Source organism: Gracilibacillus massiliensis (assembly GCF_001458115.1).
Lineage (GTDB): Bacteria > Bacillota > Bacilli > Bacillales > Amphibacillaceae > Gracilibacillus > Gracilibacillus massiliensis.
Genome location: NZ_CZRP01000012.1, coordinates 958,071 through 978,933, shown reverse-complemented (window position 1 = coordinate 978,933; position 20,863 = coordinate 958,071). Strand labels below are relative to the sequence as shown.

18 protein-coding genes and 1 rRNA gene are annotated in these 20,863 nt (G+C 37.6%); 9 read left to right on the top strand and 10 right to left on the bottom strand.

All coding sequences use genetic code 11. The features are described from left to right. Positions 1–196, bottom strand: a 16S ribosomal RNA gene (locus tag BN3107_RS12375); the annotation flags it as partial. Between the two features lie 362 nt (positions 197–558). Beyond that, complete coding sequence (locus BN3107_RS12370; protein WP_058307931.1) at positions 559–1,440, bottom strand: nucleotidyltransferase-like protein; 882 nt, start codon at positions 1,438–1,440, stop codon at positions 559–561. 216 nt (positions 1,441–1,656) lie between these two features. On the opposite strand from BN3107_RS12370, the gene BN3107_RS12365 reads away from it, so the two are divergent. After that, complete coding sequence (locus BN3107_RS12365) at positions 1,657–2,016, top strand: YgzB family protein (protein WP_058307930.1); 360 nt, start codon at positions 1,657–1,659, stop codon at positions 2,014–2,016. Positions 2,017–2,095: 79 nt separating this feature from the next. Here the strand turns inward: BN3107_RS12365 and perR are convergent, their stop codons facing one another. The 4 genes from perR to BN3107_RS12345 all read right to left on the bottom strand — a co-directional run bounded on the left by perR (position 2,096) and on the right by BN3107_RS12345 (position 4,321). Next, positions 2,096–2,545 (bottom strand): peroxide-responsive transcriptional repressor PerR, encoded by a 450-nt coding sequence (perR, locus tag BN3107_RS12360; RefSeq protein ID WP_058307929.1) that lies wholly within the window; start codon positions 2,543–2,545, stop codon positions 2,096–2,098. Positions 2,546–2,720: 175 nt separating this feature from the next. Next, positions 2,721–3,278, bottom strand: a complete 558-nt coding sequence (locus BN3107_RS12355; RefSeq protein ID WP_058307928.1) for a cob(I)yrinic acid a,c-diamide adenosyltransferase — start codon at positions 3,276–3,278, stop codon at positions 2,721–2,723. Between the two features lie 98 nt (positions 3,279–3,376). Further along, positions 3,377–3,844 carry a thioredoxin-dependent thiol peroxidase gene (gene bcp, locus BN3107_RS12350; protein ID WP_058307927.1) on the bottom strand — a complete coding sequence of 156 codons (468 nt, stop codon included), beginning with the start codon at positions 3,842–3,844 and terminating at the stop codon, positions 3,377–3,379. Positions 3,845–3,907: 63 nt separating this feature from the next. Continuing rightward, positions 3,908–4,321, bottom strand: coding sequence for a potassium channel family protein (locus BN3107_RS12345; RefSeq protein WP_058307926.1), 414 nt, complete (start codon positions 4,319–4,321; stop codon positions 3,908–3,910). Positions 4,322–4,395: 74 nt separating this feature from the next. On the opposite strand from BN3107_RS12345, the gene BN3107_RS12340 reads away from it, so the two are divergent. The 5 genes from BN3107_RS12340 to BN3107_RS12320 all read left to right on the top strand — a co-directional run bounded on the left by BN3107_RS12340 (position 4,396) and on the right by BN3107_RS12320 (position 10,266). Next, positions 4,396–5,091, top strand: a complete 696-nt coding sequence (locus tag BN3107_RS12340; protein WP_058307925.1) for a response regulator transcription factor — start codon at positions 4,396–4,398, stop codon at positions 5,089–5,091. Positions 5,092–5,094: 3 nt separating this feature from the next. Further along, positions 5,095–6,096 carry a sensor histidine kinase gene (locus BN3107_RS12335; protein ID WP_058307924.1) on the top strand — a complete coding sequence of 334 codons (1,002 nt, stop codon included), beginning with the start codon at positions 5,095–5,097 and terminating at the stop codon, positions 6,094–6,096. A 121-nt stretch (positions 6,097–6,217) separates the two neighbouring features. Further along, on the top strand, positions 6,218–6,994 hold the full coding sequence (locus BN3107_RS12330; protein ID WP_058307923.1) for an ABC transporter ATP-binding protein: 777 nt from the start codon (positions 6,218–6,220) through the stop codon (positions 6,992–6,994). Continuing rightward, positions 6,969–8,879: an FtsX-like permease family protein gene (locus tag BN3107_RS12325; RefSeq protein WP_058307922.1), complete on the top strand. Its 1,911-nt coding sequence runs from the start codon at positions 6,969–6,971 to the stop codon at positions 8,877–8,879. Before BN3107_RS12330 ends, BN3107_RS12325 begins: the two co-directional genes overlap by 26 nt. 97 nt (positions 8,880–8,976) lie before the next feature. Then, positions 8,977–10,266, top strand: coding sequence for a glutamate-1-semialdehyde 2,1-aminomutase (locus tag BN3107_RS12320; RefSeq protein WP_058307921.1), 1,290 nt, complete (start codon positions 8,977–8,979; stop codon positions 10,264–10,266). A gap of 84 nt (positions 10,267–10,350) precedes the next feature. Here the strand turns inward: BN3107_RS12320 and BN3107_RS12315 are convergent, their stop codons facing one another. After that, complete coding sequence (locus BN3107_RS12315) at positions 10,351–10,695, bottom strand: DUF2512 family protein (RefSeq protein WP_058307920.1); 345 nt, start codon at positions 10,693–10,695, stop codon at positions 10,351–10,353. A 114-nt stretch (positions 10,696–10,809) separates the two neighbouring features. Between BN3107_RS12315 and BN3107_RS12310 the strand changes: the two genes are divergently transcribed. Next, positions 10,810–11,322 carry a DUF3231 family protein gene (locus BN3107_RS12310; RefSeq protein ID WP_058307919.1) on the top strand — a complete coding sequence of 171 codons (513 nt, stop codon included), beginning with the start codon at positions 10,810–10,812 and terminating at the stop codon, positions 11,320–11,322. 409 nt (positions 11,323–11,731) lie between these two features. On the opposite strand, the gene BN3107_RS12305 is transcribed toward BN3107_RS12310, so the two are convergent. Continuing rightward, entirely contained in the window at positions 11,732–13,342 is a 1,611-nt protein-coding gene (locus tag BN3107_RS12305) for an IS1182 family transposase (RefSeq protein ID WP_058306120.1), read from the bottom strand. A 108-nt stretch (positions 13,343–13,450) separates the two neighbouring features. Then, positions 13,451–14,653 (bottom strand): MFS transporter, encoded by a 1,203-nt coding sequence (locus tag BN3107_RS12300; RefSeq protein WP_082631292.1) that lies wholly within the window; start codon positions 14,651–14,653, stop codon positions 13,451–13,453. Positions 14,654–14,884: 231 nt separating this feature from the next. Between BN3107_RS12300 and BN3107_RS12295 the strand changes: the two genes are divergently transcribed. After that, positions 14,885–15,970: an FUSC family protein gene (locus BN3107_RS12295; protein ID WP_058307917.1), complete on the top strand. Its 1,086-nt coding sequence runs from the start codon at positions 14,885–14,887 to the stop codon at positions 15,968–15,970. Positions 15,971–16,086: 116 nt separating this feature from the next. Beyond that, complete coding sequence (locus BN3107_RS12290) at positions 16,087–17,697, top strand: IS1182 family transposase (protein ID WP_058306120.1); 1,611 nt, start codon at positions 16,087–16,089, stop codon at positions 17,695–17,697. Positions 17,698–19,219: 1,522 nt separating this feature from the next. Here the strand turns inward: BN3107_RS12290 and BN3107_RS12285 are convergent. After that, positions 19,220–20,752: an IS1182 family transposase gene (locus BN3107_RS12285; RefSeq protein WP_058307916.1), complete on the bottom strand. Its 1,533-nt coding sequence runs from the start codon at positions 20,750–20,752 to the stop codon at positions 19,220–19,222. Positions 20,753–20,863: the final 111 nt, after the last annotated feature.

Sequence of the window (20,863 nt, the reverse complement as noted above, 5' to 3'; positions counted from 1 at the left end):
CTTTAAGCCGGTATTAGCCCCGGTTTCCCGGGGTTATCCCAGTCTTACAGGTAGGTTGCCCACGTGTTACTCACCCGTCCGCCGCTCGTTCCACGAACTTCCTCCCGAAGGATTCCGTTCGCTTCCCGCGCTCGACTTGCATGTATTAGGCACGCCGCCAGCGTTCGTCCTGAGCCAAGATCAAACTCTCAATAAAGTTGTCTTGCGCACAGTTTATCAAACTGGCTTGTTTCATGTTTCTATCATACTGGTTGTTTTGTTCAGTTTTCAAAGATCAATGTTGCTGTCTTTTGCGACAGCTTTTATATCATATCATCCTCATCGGTTGATGTCAACAACTTTTCTTTAAGAAGTTTTCCATTCATTTTGTTGTTTTTAAGATGATATTTTTTGGTGTGTCGTTTTCAGCGACGATTAATAATATACCACGTTTAGCAATATAGTGTCAACAACAAATTCAATATTAATTAATTTCACCAACAAAAGCAGTATATGCCTATTCTAATAGATAGGTGACACCTTTTTCAAAAATAAAAAAAAGCAGAAGCTGGATAGCTCCTACTTCTTATTTGCATCATTTACTTGATACTTTCTGTGACGTATTGTTTCACTTTTGGTTTCTTCCAATATAACTTCAATAATTTCTTTTGAAACAAGATATTCCACCATACTAACCAAATCATACTTATAAGGAGCTACATCAGGATGTGTCTTCAATTCACCAAATCCCCATGGTTCCTGACTTTCCTTCATTACATTAATTAAATGTGCTGCACATGTATCCGTTCGTTTGTTTATAGCAAAATCGATGGCAAGCAACATTAATTCTACTCTTTTTTTCGTTTCTTCTGTACTCCGAACGAGTTCTTCATATAACTTATATACTTCTGGATCAATTCGTTTCACCTGACTCCATACCATTACTTCGGGATGATAACCTTTTTCTAAAATAGCGATTCTTCCTAAATAATGTAACGAACGTAACAATCGGCTATAAGCATCCAGATAATGACCAGTTTCATATAGATTACGTGATTCACTATAACTTCTAGTTAATTTTGAGAATTCTATTGCTAGACGCAATTTTCGTTTTTCTAGAGGAAAGATTCGAAGTGTTTCTTTCAGTTGAGCAATATATTCATTACGATCATAGATAATTCTTCCATTAATGATCCATTCGACTGCTCTGCGGTATGTGCTTGTTTCTATCCATTCTTGTAACAAATCACAATCGATGACATGGAGTGCTGCTGATTGTTCTTTAAATTCATAATGTTTTACTAGCCATTTTTCTTCTAATTCCTTAACAATCACTAATAAAATCGAATCAAAATTATCCGTTTCAGGGCTAATCGTTCTCTTTTTTTCCATGATTAAAATCCCTAATGTATTTCGGTTACTTGCCCGTTCTTGATAAATAGGACGTAATAAATCTTCCAATAGCTTCTCCCCCTCTAAATACATATAATTATTATTTCGATAAAAATAGCCTATTCCCTCTAATTCAAAACACATTTTTTGCTTTTGTTACTTTTTACCCAAATCAGCACCATTAGAAACATAAGTGCTTTTCTCTATATACTTCGTGACAAGCAATTCCAATACAAATATGCTATACTACATTCATTAATAGATTACGTTTTTGGAGGAAGTTGTATGGCGGATATAACATATAAAAATAAAATAAATCGAATTAGAACCTTTGCTTTAGCATTAGTTTTTATCGGGTTCGTTATTATGTATGTAGGGTTAATCTTTAAAGATATTGAATGGTTAATGCTGATTTTTATGGTATTAGGGACTTTATCTATTGTGTTTAGTACGGTAGTTTATTTTTGGATCGGTTTACTATCGACAAGGGCTGTCCAGATTATCTGTCCAAATTGTGAGAAGCCGACTAAAATGCTAGGACGAGTTGACGCATGTATGCATTGCAAAGAACCTTTAACATTAGACAAGAGCTTAGAGGGGAAAGAATTTGATGAAAGTTATAATTCTAAAAGGAAACGTCGCTAACTAATTAGCGGCGTTTTTTTAGAAGTCCATAATTAATCAATAAAAAACACACGTGCAAATTTGCGACGTGTGTAAATATTTAAACGATTTGTTTTTTGTCTTTCTTGCATTCTTGGCAAACACCATAGACTTCCATTCGATGATGACTTACATCAAACCCTGTAATTTGCTCTGCCAATGATTCCACTTCATCAAGACTTGGGTAGTGAAAGTCAACGATTTTTCCGCAACTTTCACAAATAATATGATAGTGCTTTGAAGTATTACAATCAAAACGACTAGAAGAATCTCCATACGTTAATTCACGAACTAGGCCGATTTCTCGGAAGACACGTAAATTATTATATACGGTTGCAACACTCATATTAGGAAATTTTCCTTCTAACGCTTTATAAATATCATCAGCAGTAGGGTGAGTCTCAGCATTTAATAAAAACTCCAACACCGCATGACGTTGTGGTGTAATTCGAACGCCTGAAGATTTTAGTTTATCCACCGCTTCTTGCAGCATATGATCAGACACCGTCATGCACCTCACTTTCTCCTACTATATTGTAATAAACATATGTGTATCAACTGTTATTTACAATTGAAACAGTATTAACACAATTATTACTTTGTAATTCTTATAATTAGTGTACTCCTAAGATGCTTATTCTGTCAATATAAGTATACGAGTTCAAGACGATTTTATGCTTGATCGCTTAAATATCCGCTTTAAGATTAAGTTCATCCACTTTTAATTGATGATTCACTGTCCTTGCCACAACAAAAAGATAATCAGATAAACGATTTAAATATTTTATCGCTAATGATTCTCCTAATTCCTCTTGTAAATTAACCGCTATTCTCTCTGCTCTTCTTGTGATCGTTCGTGCATGATGAAGAGAACTTGCTGCGATATGTCCTGACGGTAATATAAAATTTCGTAATTCCGGTAAACTTTTTTGCCATTGGTCTATCTGATCTTCCAGTTGATCAATATGGCGTTGCTCCAATTTCCAGGTTACTTCTTTGCCTTTTGGTGTGGCAAATTCTGAACCTACATGAAATAAAATCGTCTGAACATAATGTAATTCTTCTATTAATTTTACTTTGTTTTGAAATTCCGTTTGCTCGATGTAACTAATTGCCTGCCCAATCACCGCATTTACTTCATCACACGTACCATATGCTTCGACACGCATGTGACTTTTAGGTACGCGTTGTCCATAAATAAGTGATGTTTCTCCTTTATCACCTGATCTTGTATATATTCGCATCTAATCCATTCCTTTCTATGAAAAAACACTTAGATTTTAATTTTACAAACGTGCAAAAAAAGTGCAAGCACTCCTAATGCTTACACTTTTCGTTCTATTTAAAGCTCTTCACGAATGTAATTTAATGCTTTTTCAACATGCCCTTTTACTTGAACATTGCGATATTCTTGCTTTAGTACACCATCTTTATCGATAATAAAAGTGGAGCGCACAATTCCCATATATTCTTTACCGAATTTGTTCTTTAATTGCCAAACACCGAATTGTTCTGCTACTTCTTTTTCTTCATCTACTAATAATTCGAATGGAAGATCGTGTTTGTCGATGAATTTTTTATGGCTTTCTTCAGAGTCAGGGCTTACGCCTAAAATTACAGCGTTTAGGTCTTGGAAGCTTTCGTAATTGTCACGGAAATCACATGCTTCTGTTGTACATCCTGGTGTGTCATCTTTCGGGTAAAAGTAAAGTACGACATGTTTACCTTTATAATCAGAGAGTTTTACGGTTTCACCTTGATTGTTCGTTAGCTCGAAATCTTGTACTGCTTGTCCTACTTCGACTGTCATTATTAAATCCCTCCATCAATCATTTGTTACCTTTAGCGTATATGAAATGAAGACAACTCTCAACTAATATACATCTCTTTCACCTTTTCCCTGCCATATTTTCAAGAAAAAGGCTGGTGGTAAAATATAACCAATCAAGGCTTCGATCAATGCTAACAACCGGCCCCATCCGACTGGTGTAATATCGCCGTAACCTACCGTCATTAATGTCACACCACTAAAGTAAAAGGAGTGTGCTAATGTTTCGAATGCTGGAAGCTCTTTTAATTTTCCATCATCCAACAGCAATACACCTTGAAACGACAGTACAAAATACAAACATGCAAAAGAAGTTAGCACTGTTAAGTAAACGGCAAGTAATGTATAAAAAATTTCATATGAAAAATAACTTCGTTGATGTGCTTTACCAAAGATAAAAGCATACAGACTGCCAGATAACAGGACGACAATGAGCAGAATCGAGATAACAGCAACCATGAGTTTCCTCCGCTCTTTCTTATTTATTTTTCCCTATTTTTAGTATACGATGGACAAGTAGGAGTGATGACTAAATGATGCGTATCTATATCGTAGAAGACGATCCAAAAATACGAGATATTCTAGAAGATTTCTTAGGGAAATATGATTATCAGCTAAAAACAGTTGAAGACTTTGACCAGATCTATCAGGAATTTTCTGAGTTTGAACCACACCTTGTCCTGTTAGATATTAATTTACCTAGATTTGATGGTTTTTATTGGTGCAGGAAAATTCGTACTGCCAGCAATTGTCCGATTATTTTCATTTCTGCTAGAGACAATGGCATGGATCAAGTGATGGCAATCGAAAATGGTGCAGATGACTACATAACCAAACCGTTTCAATTAGAAGTTGTCTTAGCTAAAATTAAAAGTTTGTTGCGCAGAGTTTACGGAGAGTATCGAACAGATAAAACGTCAACCGTTATCGATGTCGATGGGTTAAGTCTAGATCCTGCTACTTTCCTATTATCCTTTCAACAACAGCAAAGCTTGTTAACCAAAAAAGAATGTTTGTTAGCACAAGCCTTTTTAACACAAGTAGGACAAATTGTATCAAGAGAGTTTTTGTTAGAGCGGTTATGGGATGACCAGGATTTTGTCGATGATAATACTTTAAGTGTCAATATCACTCGCTTACGTAAAAAGCTTCTGGATCTTGGTATCGAAAATCCGATCAAAACCATTCGTGGCGCAGGATACAAACTAGAGAAAACATGGGAGAGTTAATCGATGAAAGCTTATCTCAAAGATCAAATAGGAATGATTCTTTTCTTTTATTCACAAATAGCCTTAGTGATGATTGTTGCTAGATTAGCTAGTGGTGTCAATGGAGCAGCAATTAGTAATAGCAACTTAGTATATATGCTTGTGATCGTTACTTTCTTTCTGATCATCTACCATATTTTCCGTTACAATAAATATCGAGATACGTATCACTATACAGTACAGGAAGAAAGTGAATCCGCTTGGTTACCAGAACCACCTGATCAATTAACCAGCCAGTTAAAAGATCATTACGAAAAACAATACCATAGCTATAAACAGCAAGTAGAAGAACTCCACGCCGAAAAGCGACAAGAAAATATTTTTATGCAGCAATGGATCCATCAGATGAAAACACCGTTATCAGTCTTGGGATTAACATTAGAAAAAGAACAACAAAACCTTCCCAACCATCTCAAACAATCAATGGAGGAAGAGTTGGATCGAATCAAACATGGACTACAGCTAGCTTTATATCAATCTCGGCTCCAACAGTTTGAGAGGGACTTCCATGTAGAAAAGATTTATCTGAAGGAACTTGTCCGTTCTCTCATTCAAGAATATAAATCAAGCTTTATTCGAAATAAAGTTTATCCTAAAGTAGAAATCGATCAGGATTTATATGTATATTCTGATCAAAAATGGCTTGGTTTTGTCTTAGAGCAAATTATCAATAATGCGATTAAGTATGCGAGTCAAACAAATAGTCATATTACCTTTTCTACTGATATATGGTACGGTGCGGTCAATTTAAGCATTAGTGATCAAGGTATTGGGATTCCAAAGCAGGATCTGACACGAATATTCGATCCCTTTTTCACCGGAGAAAATGGCAGGCATTATCGTGAGTCGACTGGTATGGGATTATTTTTGGCAAAACAGATTTGTAATTCCTTAGAACATAAGCTTGAGGTCACCTCAGAAGTTGAAAAAGGAACAACGATTTCGATCGAATTTAATCCTTCCTAACTGAAATCTTACAAAAATGTAAGATTTCTTTTTTATTTTGAAAGAATAATCAATATGTAATCGACAAATCAGGCTCTATAATAGAAGCATAGTATTCAATCAAGAAAGGGATGAACGAAATATGAGCCTTTTACAGGCAACAAACATTTCAAAAGTATATGGAAGTAAACGCGGGATTGAGCACAAAGCGATTGATAACATTTCGCTTTCAATAGAAAAAGGAGAATTTGTTGGGGTAATGGGACCTTCTGGTAGTGGTAAAACCACCCTGTTAAACATGCTATCGACGATTGATCGCCTATCTGCAGGCACATTGACGATTAATGACGAAGAAATCACTCGTCTTTCAAAAGGAAAACTTGCAAAATTCAGACGGAGAGAAATGGGTTTTATATTTCAGGATTTTAATTTATTAGATACATTAACGATTGCCGAAAATATAATGCTGCCGTTAACGTTAGATGGTTGGAAGGTAAAAGATATGGAAAATAAATTAGCGCATGTCGCCAATCAGCTAAGTATCGACACAATCTTACGAAACCGAAGTTTTGAAGTTTCCGGTGGTCAAATGCAACGTGCCGCTATTGCCCGGGCAATAATCCATGAACCAGCAATTATTTTTGCAGATGAACCGACAGGAAATTTAGATTCAAAGGCTTCTCGACAAGTAATGGAGGCTCTCGCTCATTTAAACCGTGAAAAGGAAGCAACAACGCTAATGGTATCGCACGACCCATTCGCTGCGAGTTTCTGTGAGCGCATCTTATTTATCAAAGATGGCAAAATATTTAACCAATTAAATAAAGGGGATAATCGCCAAACCTTTTTCCAAGAGATCTTAAACGTACAGTCGATGCTAGGAGGAGATAACGATGACCTTCAGACAGTTCGCGTTTAATAATGTAAAGCGAAATTCCAGGCAATATATGAGTTATTTCTTTAGTTGTATGTTCTCGGTTGCGGTCTTCTTTATTTATGCCGTAATTATGTTTCACCCGGAAATCGAAGGGCACGAATTTCGTGAGACGGTACAACGCGGGATAATAGCGGCCGAAATTATTATTTTCGCTTTCTCCTTTTTGTTTGTGATGTATTCAACAGGAGCTTTTGTTAAATCCCGCAAAAAAGAATATGGATTATTGATGACATTAGGGATTAGTAAAGGGCAACTGAACCGCTTATTAATTATTGAAAATACGATTATCGCGATTGTCTCCATTGTAGCAGGTGTGTTGGTCGGGATTTTGTTTGCCAATTTATTTATTATGGGCTTTTCTCAAATTTTAGGTTTGGATGGTTCATTAGGATTCTATATCGCACCTAAAGCTATCTTGCTGACCGTAATCGGGTATTTTATTATGTTTGAAGTTAATTCGTTGTTTGTGGTGTGGACATTACGTACAAATGCAGTGATCGATTTGTTCCGCGGAGCTCGTGCACCGAAACGAGTACCTCGATTTTCCTGGATTTTAAGTATTATTGGTCTTGGCTTAGTGGGGGCAGCCTATTATATCGCCTGGACCGCTGAATTATATAACATTTTCATGAGAATGTTACCAATCATTGGTTTGATTGTCCCTGGAACTTATTTGTTATATACACAATTCTCAGTAGCCTTTATGAATTTGTTAAAGAAACGAAAGTCACTCTATTTTAAACAGACGAACCTTTTAACAATTTCGGAACTAAGTTATAAATTAAAGGACCATGCCCGTTTATTATTCTTTGTGACGATATTGAGTGCCGTTGCTTTCACTGCTTCAGGGGTTTTATTTGGAGCATTAAAAAGCGCTGAAACAGAGGCTACTGCATTTGTACCTCAAGATATGACATTATTAAGTAAAGGCGAAGGAAATATTAGTAAGATGGATGGAGAAGTGCAAAAAGTAACCGATCATCTGGATGAAGAAAACATTAATTATACAACAGTCACGATCGATCGCACACAGGCGATGTTTACCGAGGATGGCAATGAGAAATGGCTTGACATGATTTCATATTCAGACTACAAAACGTTAGCAGAGTTGAATGGAACAGAGGTAACAAAAGCACCAGCTGATGACGAAATTTTCGTTATGCTACCAAATGTGGTTTTACCTGCTGATATGAATTTCCCGGAAACGATTGAGATGAGTTCTGAGAACAATCAACAACAAGTAGCCGTTCAAACAACGGAGGCTGTGTTCGCAACCAATAGACATACTACCTATTCTGGAGTGATATCCGATCAATTATATGAGAAATTCGCATCTCAAGCACAAGCGAATGAGCGTTATCGAACGGTTGTCTTTTCGATCGATAATTGGACACAAAACGCAGAGGCAATTGTCGAAAGTATGACAACAGTGGACCGTGAAATTATTTCTGGAAGAGATGCTAGTGCTGATTTCTATTTGTTGATGAAAAATTCGTTATCTCACGCGTTATTCTTTGGTTTATTTATTAGTGTGCTATTTTTCTTAGCCGCTGGATCAATTCTTTATTTCAAATTATACCAGGATCTTGATAAAGATGTGGCACAATACAAAGCGCTATACCGGATCGGCTTAACGGTGAAAGAAATGAAAAAGGTAGCGACAAAACAGGTAGCATACTTATTTTTCATACCATTTACTGTAGCCGTGATTCATGCGAGCTTCGCATTTAAGGCATTACAAAATATGTTGCAGTCTTCTATTATTTTACCAAGTGTCAGCTTAATCAGTTGTTATTTCTTGGTTTATGCCATCTATTTCTTTTTTATTAGAGGCTTATACATTTCTAAAATGAAGCAAGTGATGTAAGCCATTTTTCCCTCTATGATGGAAAATGCTATAATGTTGTAAGGTTCTTGTTATTGAGGATCATACTGAAGCATTTTCTATCATGGAGGTATTTTTTATGCAATTTACAAAGTCAGAAGCTTTACATAAAGAAGCACAGGAGCATATTGTAGGTGGGGTTAATTCGCCTTCACGTGCGTATAAAGGAGTAGGCGGAGGATCGCCAGTTTATATGGAAAGAGGAAAAGGCGCCTATTTTTGGGATGTAGATGGTAATAAATATATCGACTTTCTCGGTGCTTATGGTCCGATTATTACTGGGCACGCTCACCCTCATATAACAAAAGCGATTCAGAAGGCCGCAGAAACTGGTGTTTTATACGGAACGCCGACAAAACTTGAAAATATTTTTGCCCAAAAATTAAAAGAAGCGATTCCTTCGATGGATAAGGTCCGCTTTGTTAACTCAGGAACCGAAGCGGTGATGACGACGATTCGTGTCGCTCGTGCCTATACCGGTCGGGAAAAAGTGATCAAATTTGCCGGTTGTTATCATGGTCATTTTGATGCTGTGTTAGTTCAAGCGGGCTCTGGTCCAGCGACATTAGGTAATCCCGATTCAGCTGGGGTTACGAAAGCAACTGCGAAAGAAGTAATTACTGTCCCTTTTAATGATAAAGAAGCTTTCCGGGAAGCGTTGGATCAATGGGGAGATCAAATCGCTGCCGTATTAGTGGAACCGATTGTTGGTAACTTTGGAATTGTCGAACCTGTAGAGGGCTTTTTACAGGAAGTCAACGATCTTACACACGAAGCAGGTGCGCTTGTGATTTATGATGAGGTAATTACCGCATTCCGTTTCACCTATGGATCCGCGCAAAAAATCGTTGGTGTCAAACCAGATATGACTGCGCTCGGAAAAATCATTGGTGGAGGATTACCGATCGGGGCCTATGGTGGTAAAAAGGAGATTATGGAGCAAGTTGCCCCACTTGGCCCTGCTTACCAGGCTGGCACAATGGCAGGAAATCCTGCTTCAATGTCTGCCGGAATTGCCTGTCTGGAAGTATTAGCAGAAGACGGTGTCTATGAGAAGTTAGATCAGTTAGGTGCCATGCTTGAAAAAGGCATGTTGGAAGCTGCTGAAAAGCACGGAATCAAAATAACAGTTAATCGCCTAAAAGGAGCTCTTACTTTATATTTTGGTTCTGAAAAAATCACCAATTATGCACAAGCGGAAGCATCTGACGGTGAAAAGTTCGGACAGTTTTTTAAATTAATGTTGAAACAAGGTATCAATTTGGCACCATCCAAATATGAAGCATGGTTTTTAACCATTTCTCATACGGAAGAAGATATTAAAGAAACGGTAAAATGTATCGATCAAGCCTTTGCTGAAATGAAATAAAGTGTTTATCTCTTTGTTAGCATTGTGATAATTTTATAATATCGAGTAGGGACAAAGTGTGAACAATACGCTTTGTTCCTTATGCTAATTCACATGCCGACTTTTAAATAAATATCGGTGAAGAAAATATTCCACCAACGTTAATATAGCAGATAACACTAACGATACCACGAATGAAATATAAGCACCTTCCAGCATGTTTGAAATAAAGTAAAGTATAATAAATGATGCTAAAAAATCCAATATCACACTAAACCAAAACAGATTATTTTTTAATACAATATATTCTAATAATAAGCCACTTCCGATCAATAATAAAATAATGAATACAGGTTGCCATACTATCTCATATTGAATATGATTAGAGACGTTTATCGCTATAAACAGCACTAATGGAACATGTACTAATTTGACAATTAAACTATTCATAATACTCTCCTCCATCTTCTAGCATTTCTCCATGGTTGGTTTCTATACTTTTAATGAATACTTACAAAATTTTAACAAACACTAAAAAAGATAAAAAAAGGAGGAGAGTATAACATGGGAATTTTATCAGGAGACCCAAAAAAACAACCATTACATTACGGTGAAGTGTTTAGCATTTGGTCCTATCTGTTAGTAGCAAAAGGCAATTATGCTGCCTATCAAACATTTTTAAATCATAGTGGTGATCACGATTTGAAAAAGCAATTAGAGGATGGTATTTCTTTAATAAAACAGGAAAGTGAACGAATTGAAGAAATATTAAAAGTGAATGGTATTGCTTTACCGCCATCCCCACCTGAACGTTCTTATGCTACATTAGAAGATATTCCAGTGGGAGCAAAGTTTAATGACCCTGAAATAAGTGCTACTATATCTGCCAACATAGCGAAAAGCTTGGTAGCATGCAGCGCAATTATGGGTCAAAGTGGACGTGAAGATATTGCCATGCTCTTTGGACAATTCCATATGAACCAAGCGCAGGCAGGTGCAAAAATGTTGCGATTAAATAAAGAAAAAGGATGGCTTATCACTCCTCCCTTGCACACCAAAATACCTACACAACACTAAGAAAAGCGCAGAGCGCCTGCTTAGAAACGTAGCGACTTCAGAATCGTCTGAGATAAAGGAATCACGGTGAGTTTACGAACCGATGATGACTTTCACCTGAAGGCATAAGTGCGACTAAGCCTTTGGTTTCACCAATCGGCAAGTCTTCTTTATCGTAGGACAATTCGTGAATTCGCCTAGTTTCTAGGTGCTCGGAGCTAGACATCTGCGAATTCTTATACTTTCTTGTCAAATAAGAATAAAGGGGCTGTCGCAAAATGCAGAGTATGCATTAGACGACAGCTCTTTTTTCCATTGGATTGTGTATTTAAGGTCGATCCTTTTTATTTCGGTTGGGTTGTTTGGTAATAATAGGATAATAGAACGGTTTTTGACACACTTAAATAAGCCTCCACTTTTTCAAAAATTTTTAAGCTGTCTTTAATGGATGGTAATAGAGACGGATACGGTTCGATTGAATTTTTGTATGTATTTTATTGAGATTATAACCAAATGCCAGAATCATTAACTCATTTCGCACATTGTTTATTCCTCTTGAATGAAACTTTTTCAAATGATAATCTTCCTTTATGACACCAAAAGTTCCTTCTACTTGTATGGAACGATTCATGCGATAGAGCGTGCCTGTTTCTGTTTGAATATTTTCTTGCGCTGTTTCTCGGAACGCAAGAAATTGCTTTGCTACGTGTAGTTGTCGATTACCTTTCGCTTTTGTACATTTCTCCTTAAGTGGACAACCTGTGCAGTCTTCACATTCGTAGACGGTTACCAAAGATTGGTAGCCTGTCTGCGAGGTTCGTGTATAGTTTCGAATCGCATGTAACTGCTTGTCATTTGCGCACGTGTACGTATCGGTGCTTTTGTCGTAAGCCATATTTTCTCGGTGTTTGATTTCCTTTTGGAACGAAGCTTTTTTCTTTCGTTCATGATTTTGTGGCTTGATATAGGCCGTCTGCTCCTGCTTCTCTAAATACACATAATTTTCTTCGCTTTCGTATCCGGAATCCGCGACGATATGGCGATAGGTGAAAGGGAGATGTTCCTTTAGATAGCGAAGTAGCGGAATCAATGTCGTCGTGTCGTTACGATCTGAAAAAGCATCGATCCCCACGATGAATTCTGCATCCACGGCAGCTTGGACATTGTAAGCTGGTTTGAGTTGTCCGTTTCTCATATGATCGTCTTTCATTCGCATAAACGTGGCATCATGGTCTGTTTTGGAATAACTGTTCCGTTTTTCTCCCATAATCTGCTGGGAAACGTCATATTGCTTTTTGCGTTGAAGCATGTCCTTTACTTGTTCATGGTATCGTTGAAGGACGGTTTTTCTTTTCCCTTTACCATAAACAAACACGATTTGTTCTTCTTCCTGTCGTTCTTCTAGGAAGGCAAGAACCTTTTTTAAATCCTTATGAAATGTCTCATAAGAAGTGTGGAACATTTTACAGTAAGTTGTATTGATCTGTTCTAGGAGTGTTTGCCATTTCACGTACATGTTCGTTTCATATTTGGTGATGGCCTTTTTCCATACAAAGGAATACCGATTAGCATAGGCTTCGATTTTGGTACCATCAATATAGACGGTTTCTCCGGTAATCACTTCTTGTTGGTAGAGCCACTCGATTTGTTGGAAAAAGAGCTTTGCCATCACGTCATCTGTTAGGTATTTTTTCTTGAATCGACTGATGGTCGCATGGTCAGGAGCGGGATACCCTTGGAGAAGCCAATGAAAATGAATGTCCCGACGACACGCCTTTTCAATGGCGCGTGAAGACGTGATTTTTTGGGAAGCCGCGTACGTAATGATCTTAAATAAAATGACTGGATCGACTACCGGTTTTCTCCCTTTTGGAGAGTATGCCTGTAGTAATTCTCTGTAATCCATCCTTTCACATAAGAGGCAATGGAGTCGGACCGAATCATCTAATGGAATCATTACTTCCAGATCCATCGGCAGATATAGTTGATAATTTGTCGATGGTTGCGTATACTGAGTTTGTGTTATTAGTTTATTGGTCATAAGTTAATAATACACGAAAGCAGGCCCTTTGTGGTCTGCTTTTTTTGTCTTCACAAAAAAACTGTTGCACAATCTAAATTCTTGATTGTGCAACAGCCCCTTTATAAGTTAATTAGCTTCGTTCGCCTCTGGCTTAATTGCAAATAACGTTATTAAAATAGCTACTCCTCCAATACCAGCTAGAAAAAAATACATCCAATCTTCATTGTTATTCATTAAAATGGCAATTACAGGTGGCCCTGCAGCTACACCTAAAAAACGCATACTACTATATAACGATGTCACTGTTCCACGTACATCCTTTTCGATCCCTTCCGTAATCATAGCATCTAAGGTAGGTAAAGAAATACCAATACCAATTCCTGCAATCGACAACAATACGGATATATAAATCAAACTTATATCTGTTTTCACAAATAGCAGTGGCGCTGTTGCTATCACATTTCCAGCAAGGATGACCCATTTCATAACCACTTTATTTTCACCAATTTTCTTTCCTGCTGCATAGGAAGCAATACATAAGAATAATAATGGTATGGCGAGGATTAATCCTTTTATAATCCCTTCTTTATCATATTGTTTCTCTAATAGCGTCGAAAAGTGAAATAAGAATCCAAATAGGACAAACATATTGATACAGCCGATTACAAAGGTGGTAGTTAACCATCTACCATTATCATGAAATACTTGTTTAATAAATTGCAAAAATTCTTTGAACGTTTGTTTTTTTGTTTTTTGTTCTTTCGGACTCTTCACCATAAATAACACCATGACAACAGCAATCGCTGAAAAAATCGGAATAAAAACAAAAGGTAAAAACCAGATAAAAATAGCCAACCACGCACCAATAATTGGACTAAGCACTTTGCCGAATGTATTCGAGGTTTCAATTAAACCTAATCCTGCACTTACATCTTTTTCATCTTTAAACATATCGCCTACAGTTGGTATTACGACTGGAAAAGCACCAGCAGCTCCGATACCTTGCAAAAATCGTCCGATTAAGATGATCATAAATGGATTTTCCAGTTTCCAAGCAGCAAATGCAGAAACGAGTCCCCCTATCCCTGTAATAATTAGACTTGGCACAATAACTTTTTTGCGACCTATTTTATCTGATAGATAGCCTGCTATTGGTATTAACAGGATTGCTACAATCGAATAGACGGTAATAATCAAGCTGGATTGAAAAGGTGTAATACCTATTTTCTTTTCGATAATGGGCAATATCGGTATTAACATCGAATTTCCTAAAGTCATTACCAAAGGAATAGAAGCTAAAGCAATCAAATCTAATTTTTTTTCTTTCACGTTTTTCCCATCCATTCAAAAGTTATATAATATTATGTCTATCTTTCACTTACCGGTTATTTTCATACTTGTATTTTTCACCTGTTTGTTTCACGATCACTTTGGAACCTGTTATAATCATTATAGAAAAAGCGAGACTTCAATCAGAAAGTTAGCTTCGGTATACCTCTACTTAGTGGAATTACGAACGAATATACCGTTATGTCAAATTTTAGAAGGATGATTTATTTTATGAAGCTTGGTGCACGGATGCTTAAGACTGGTGTTGCGATAACTGTCGCACTATATGTTGCTCAATTAATTGGCCTTAATTCTGCAACATATGCTGGTATCGCCGCTGCTTTTGCAATCCAACCAAATATTTACCGGTCATTTCAGACCATGTTAGAACAAATTTATGCCAATATCTTTGGTGTAGGTATCGCAGCAATGGTTGTGTTCACCTTAGGAAACGATCCCGTAGTGATTGGTTTTACCACTGTAATTGTCATTGGGATTTGTATGACTCTAAAAATGAACGAGAACACAGTTGCTCTCGCTATTATTGCTGTTCTTGCTGTCATGGAAACCTCTGAATTAATGCTATTGAATTTAGCCGGTTTACGTTTTGCCGCCTTAACATTAGGTATTGTTTCCGCATTCCTAGTAAATATGTTATTTTTGCCCCCAAAATATGAATTGAGGTTATTTAAATCCATCGATCAATTAACTTCAGATATCTTGCAATGGTTACGCATCTCTACTCGCCATCTATCAGATGATCCGGCGTTACGGACTGAAATTGATCGGATTCAAACAGAATTAAGACATATTGATAATACTTATTTATTATTTAGCGAAGAACGCATTTACCGGAGAAAAACTAGAATGCCTAAAATGCGTAAATTGATTATCTTTAGGCAGATGATTCATACATCGAGAAAATCGTTAGAGACGTTAGAAGCATTTCATCAATATGACGATAAAGTCGAACATATCCCTAAAAAGTTTCAGAATGTTTTAGTCGATGAATTAGATAAAATCATTTATTCACATGAACGGCTACTTTTAAGTGCGATGGGAAAAATTAAAAAGAATCCAACCAAATCGATTGAGGAAATTACCGATCCAGATATTCCACACCTTGTCGAAACGTTAATACAAGTATATGAACAAGATGAAAAAGAACGTCTAGCTTTATTACCGCTTGCCTCTCGTTTAATGGAATATCATAAAGAGATCTTACATTTACAAAAGATTTTAAATAGTTACCAACGATTTCATGAGCATCTAGATTTTAATTTTAAGAAAAAGAGAAGGAAAATAATGCCTTTATAAGTTTTGGAATGTCGAAGGGGCTGTTGCACAATCAAGAATTTAGATTGTGCAACAGTTTTTTTGTGAAGACAAAAAAAGCAGACCACAAAGGGCCTGCTTTCGTGTATTATTAACTTATGACCAATAAACTAATAACACAAACTCAGTATACGCAACCATCGACAAATTATCAACTATATCTGCCGATGGATCTGGAAGTAATGATTCCATTAGATGATTCGGTCCGACTCCATTGCCTCTTATGTGAAAGGATGGATTACAGAGAATTACTACAGGCATACTCTCCAAAAGGGAGAAAACCGGTAGTCGATCCAGTCATTTTATTTAAGATCATTACGTACGCGGCTTCCCAAAAAATCACGTCTTCACGCGCCATTGAAAAGGCGTGTCGTCGGGACATTCATTTTCATTGGCTTCTCCAAGGGTATCCCGCTCCTGACCATGCGACCATCAGTCGATTCAAGAAAAAATACCTAACAGATGACGTGATGGCAAAGCTCTTTTTCCAACAAATCGAGTGGCTCTACCAACAAGAAGTGATTACCGGAGAAACCGTCTATATTGATGGTACCAAAATCGAAGCCTATGCTAATCGGTATTCCTTTGTATGGAAAAAGGCCATCACCAAATATGAAACGAACATGTACGTGAAATGGCAAACACTCCTAGAACAGATCAATACAACTTACTGTAAAATGTTCCACACTTCTTATGAGACATTTCATAAGGATTTAAAAAAGGTTCTTGCCTTCCTAGAAGAACGACAGGAAGAAGAACAAATCGTGTTTGTTTATGGTAAAGGGAAAAGAAAAACCGTCCTTCAACGATACCATGAACAAGTAAAGGACATGCTTCAACGCAAAAAGCAATATGACGTTTCCCAGCAGATTATGGGAGAAAAACGGAACAGTTATTCCAAAACAGACCATGATGCCACGTTTATGCGAATGAAAGACGATCATATGAGAAACGGACAACTCAAACCAGCTTACAATGTCCAAGCTGCCGTGGATGCAGAATTCATCGTGGGGATCGATGCTTTTTCAGATCGTAACGACACGACGACATTGATTCCGCTACTTCGCTATCTAAAGGAACATCTCCCTTTCACCTATCGCCATATCGTCGCGGATTCCGGATACGAAAGCGAAGAAAATTATGTGTATTTAGAGAAGCAGGAGCAGACGGCCTATATCAAGCCACAAAATCATGAACGAAAGAAAAAAGCTTCGTTCCAAAAGGAAATCAAACACCGAGAAAATATGGCTTACGACAAAAGCACCGATACGTACACGTGCGCAAATGACAAGCAGTTACATGCGATTCGAAACTATACACGAACCTCGCAGACAGGCTACCAATCTTTGGTAACCGTCTACGAATGTGAAGACTGCACAGGTTGTCCACTTAAGGAGAAATGTACAAAAGCGAAAGGTAATCGACAACTACACGTAGCAAAGCAATTTCTTGCGTTCCGAGAAACAGCGCAAGAAAATATTCAAACAGAAACAGGCACGCTCTATCGCATGAATCGTTCCATACAAGTAGAAGGAACTTTTGGTGTCATAAAGGAAGATTATCATTTGAAAAAGTTTCATTCAAGAGGAATAAACAATGTGCGAAATGAGTTAATGATTCTGGCATTTGGTTATAATCTCAATAAAATACATACAAAAATTCAATCGAACCGTATCCGTCTCTATTACCATCCATTAAAGACAGCTTAAAAATTTTTGAAAAAGTGGAGGCTTATTTAAGTGTGTCAAAAACCGTTCTATTATCCTATTATTACCAAACAACCCAACCGAAATAAAAAGGATCGACCTTAAATACACAATCCAATGGAAAAAAGAGCTGTCGTCTAATGCATACTCTGCATTTTGCGACAGCCCCTTTTTTTTTAGTCAAAAGTTAACACTCGCCCTGATAACATGACCTTTTCATAGTAAAAAATAATTTATCATGTTACACATATGCAGGATTATGCGACACAACTTGATGGTGATTTTGACATTTTATATGAGTGTGGAATCCGCTCCGGCTTGCCCAGGAGTAGCCGTCAAGGCTGAGAATCTAATGGAGTGAAAGTCTCCTGTCATCAATTGACCGGTTCGGATGACTAGTATATCCAATGCGTGGTGAGGTAACGAGTCACGTTCTGCTTGGAAGTAAAAGTCACTGCGGCTCAACTTTACGCAGAGAGAGTATGGGTCGGAACAGCTAGAGTGGCGAGCAAATCTAGAGGCTAGAAGGCTTTAACGAATACTGCAGCTCCGAAATCGAGCGCCCTTCAGAAGCTGTTGAAGGGATGTCTGTGATGCGCCGACCTGGTTGGGCAATGGGGAAGGCCGATGTTCTATGGGAAGTAACGGTCAAGAGCACCATAGAAGCAGCCGGAGTAGGGGTTCTGGCATCTAGAGAAAGATTTTCAGAGATAACGACGGGAAAGTCCTACTTCCAGCTGGGATGACAACAACCAGCAAAGACCAACCATATAAGTGACAAGCGAAAATGGTTAGGAGGATTTAGGATGGACGCATGAGGTCGTAGTAGCGAAGAGGAAAGGGTAATGCCTTTCTAAGCTTATGGAATGAAGCTTCTACAAAGGTAACACCAGAGTAGAGCGAAGGACCTCTGGGCGACTGGGCGTCCGTGTCAAAGAATAAACAGAACACAGAGTCTGTTGAATGATTGGCATAAGACTAGCATATAAGTAAACTTATGTATCAATGGGTGAACATGCGTGTCAGCATTTAAACCTGGGATACATAAGGAAGGCTTATATAGCGATAGAAACCCAGTGTCAGAACCGGACTCGGGAAATCCGACCGTCCGGGATCGTATGGGGGCTGCAGGAAACGTGGTTCTATTGAATGCGCGCGCCTGCCATCTACCCGACCTTCGCTTTCCAGGGGCGCGTCTTCAGCTAACTTTGTAAAGAAGATCACTTTACAAAATGGATCTTCAGATCGCGTTGATCCCCTAGGAGTCGAAGTGGACGCCTACGCTCAATGAGATTCTACATTTTTTGCAAATGCTAATATTTTGGATTATCTCTAAAAATATTTACCACAAAAACTAGTGTTTATAGCAAAAATGCATTCTCTTGCTTTAGTTGTAGAGTATAAATAAGCGCAGGCGTTGGCTTCCACTCGAGGCCACTGAAAAAGTCCAGTTTTTTTTATCATGATAAAAATGCATAATAAAAAGGAAGTCTTATACCTATTTTTTGGTGATATGACTTCCTTTTTATATGCTTATTTCTTCCTTTTTAGCTTTCTTTTCACCTAGTAAGGTGATAATTCGCTTGAGGTTTACCACGAATATCGTCATGGCGCTTTGTATTTCCATGCCTAATAGACCTGAGTTTGTGGCTTGTCCAAACCCGTGTCGATTCTTCATTTCGCCATATTTTGCTTCTATGATGTAGCGATCCTTGGCCAAGGTTTTAAATAGTTCTGTTTCTTGGAATTTTTCCTGTTCTGCATGTTCCGTTGATTTGATGGTAACGGAATAGGTTTTTGACTTGGTTCCTTTGTAACATCCTTCTCGAAGTGGGCATTTCTTGCATTTCTCTACATCAAAGTAATAACTTAGTTGTGTATTTCGATTATCACGGTCTGAGCGATGATGTTTTCTCTTCTTGTAGGCTAGTTGACCGGCTGGACATTGAAACATATCTGCATCTTTATTAAATATAAAGCCATCGTTTCTTTTCTTCGTATTCGTGATGATAGGATGAAGTTTCGAGATAAGTTGGAATCCTTCCTTTTTTGCTAACTTTAAATTATCGGTACCAGAATAAGCCATATCCCCAATGACCTTTTGTACATCTACTCCTGCCTTTTTTGTTTTTTCTACCAATCCGCCTAAATAACGGCCATCGCTTTTTTCCCCAGTTGTTAAAATAGCTGCCGTTATAATGCGATTGATGGCGCTACTCGTATGGTTTTTATAACCAAGAAAAGCGTGATCTTGTGATTTGTACCCGACGCGTGCATCAGGATCATTGGATCGGATATCCGCGTCTTCACAGTCCGATAATACTTCTCGCAAGAAATTCACCTTTTCTTTTACGGCAGGAAGGTGTTGAAGTTTCTCTTCACGCTCTATTGTTTCTAACAATTGTTCACCATAGGCACGAGTTTCGTTCACATCATGGCCCGTTGGTTTTTGGGGGAATTTTTCTTTCATGGATTCATCATATTGATACACGGTTTTACGTACTAGTTTCGCTTTTTCTTTGATGTATTGATCGGCACTTTGCGCACGAAAACGAGAGGTTGTATGGGAGGAATCCACGATAAGAGTTGTACCTTCCATGAGTCCATGAGCTACCGCAATTTCCACTGTTTTTTGAATGAGTTGATCCAAAAAATATTGTACGCGCTCTGTTTCTGATTCTTTCTCCTCTTCCCCGGTTTTTTTCATATATTCCGTAATGCGAAGTTTACGGAATTTGGATAAGGAACTCGCATCAATGACATCATCTTCTGGAGCGATATCTAAGAAAAACTTAAAGGCTAAATCCGTTTTCGCACGTTGGATTACATCTTCATCGGATAAGGAATAAAACTGTTTTAACATTAAGTATTTGAACATGCGAATCGGATGTACGCCATTGCGTCCATTATTCATACAATAGGTATCTAATAACATATCGGTAACAAAATGAAAATCGACTAATTCATTTATTTGTCTTAAAAAATGATCTTCTGGTATTAATTGATCATATAGCTCTGCATAAGGACTTAACATGAGGGACGTTTGTTGTTCTATCATCTCAATCACCGCTTCTATTTTTTATGTAAGTAACCTTATTATACTAAAAATAAAGCATCGTTTCATTACAATGCTTTATTTCCAATTATATGGGGGACTTTTTCAGTGGCC

Excerpts from the sequence above, each read along its gene's own strand:
- BN3107_RS12365 (WP_058307930.1), top strand. The coding sequence starts at position 1,657 with ATGGCGGATATAACATATAAAAATAAAATAAATCGAATTAGAACCTTT.
- perR (WP_058307929.1), bottom strand. The coding sequence starts at position 2,545 with ATGACGGTGTCTGATCATATGCTGCAAGAAGCGGTGGATAAACTAAAA.
- BN3107_RS12355 (WP_058307928.1), bottom strand. The coding sequence starts at position 3,278 with ATGCGAATATATACAAGATCAGGTGATAAAGGAGAAACATCACTTATT.
- bcp (WP_058307927.1), bottom strand. The coding sequence starts at position 3,844 with ATGACAGTCGAAGTAGGACAAGCAGTACAAGATTTCGAGCTAACGAAC.
- BN3107_RS12345 (WP_058307926.1), bottom strand. The coding sequence starts at position 4,321 with ATGGTTGCTGTTATCTCGATTCTGCTCATTGTCGTCCTGTTATCTGGC.
- BN3107_RS12340 (WP_058307925.1), top strand. The coding sequence starts at position 4,396 with ATGATGCGTATCTATATCGTAGAAGACGATCCAAAAATACGAGATATT.
- BN3107_RS12335 (WP_058307924.1), top strand. The coding sequence starts at position 5,095 with ATGAAAGCTTATCTCAAAGATCAAATAGGAATGATTCTTTTCTTTTAT.
- BN3107_RS12330 (WP_058307923.1), top strand. The coding sequence starts at position 6,218 with ATGAGCCTTTTACAGGCAACAAACATTTCAAAAGTATATGGAAGTAAA.
- BN3107_RS12325 (WP_058307922.1), top strand. The coding sequence starts at position 6,969 with ATGACCTTCAGACAGTTCGCGTTTAATAATGTAAAGCGAAATTCCAGG.
- BN3107_RS12320 (WP_058307921.1), top strand. The coding sequence starts at position 8,977 with ATGCAATTTACAAAGTCAGAAGCTTTACATAAAGAAGCACAGGAGCAT.
- BN3107_RS12315 (WP_058307920.1), bottom strand. The coding sequence starts at position 10,695 with ATGAATAGTTTAATTGTCAAATTAGTACATGTTCCATTAGTGCTGTTT.
- BN3107_RS12310 (WP_058307919.1), top strand. The coding sequence starts at position 10,810 with ATGGGAATTTTATCAGGAGACCCAAAAAAACAACCATTACATTACGGT.
- BN3107_RS12305 (WP_058306120.1), bottom strand. The coding sequence starts at position 13,342 with ATGACCAATAAACTAATAACACAAACTCAGTATACGCAACCATCGACA.
- BN3107_RS12295 (WP_058307917.1), top strand. The coding sequence starts at position 14,885 with ATGAAGCTTGGTGCACGGATGCTTAAGACTGGTGTTGCGATAACTGTC.
- BN3107_RS12290 (WP_058306120.1), top strand. The coding sequence starts at position 16,087 with ATGACCAATAAACTAATAACACAAACTCAGTATACGCAACCATCGACA.
- BN3107_RS12285 (WP_058307916.1), bottom strand. The coding sequence starts at position 20,752 with ATGATAGAACAACAAACGTCCCTCATGTTAAGTCCTTATGCAGAGCTA.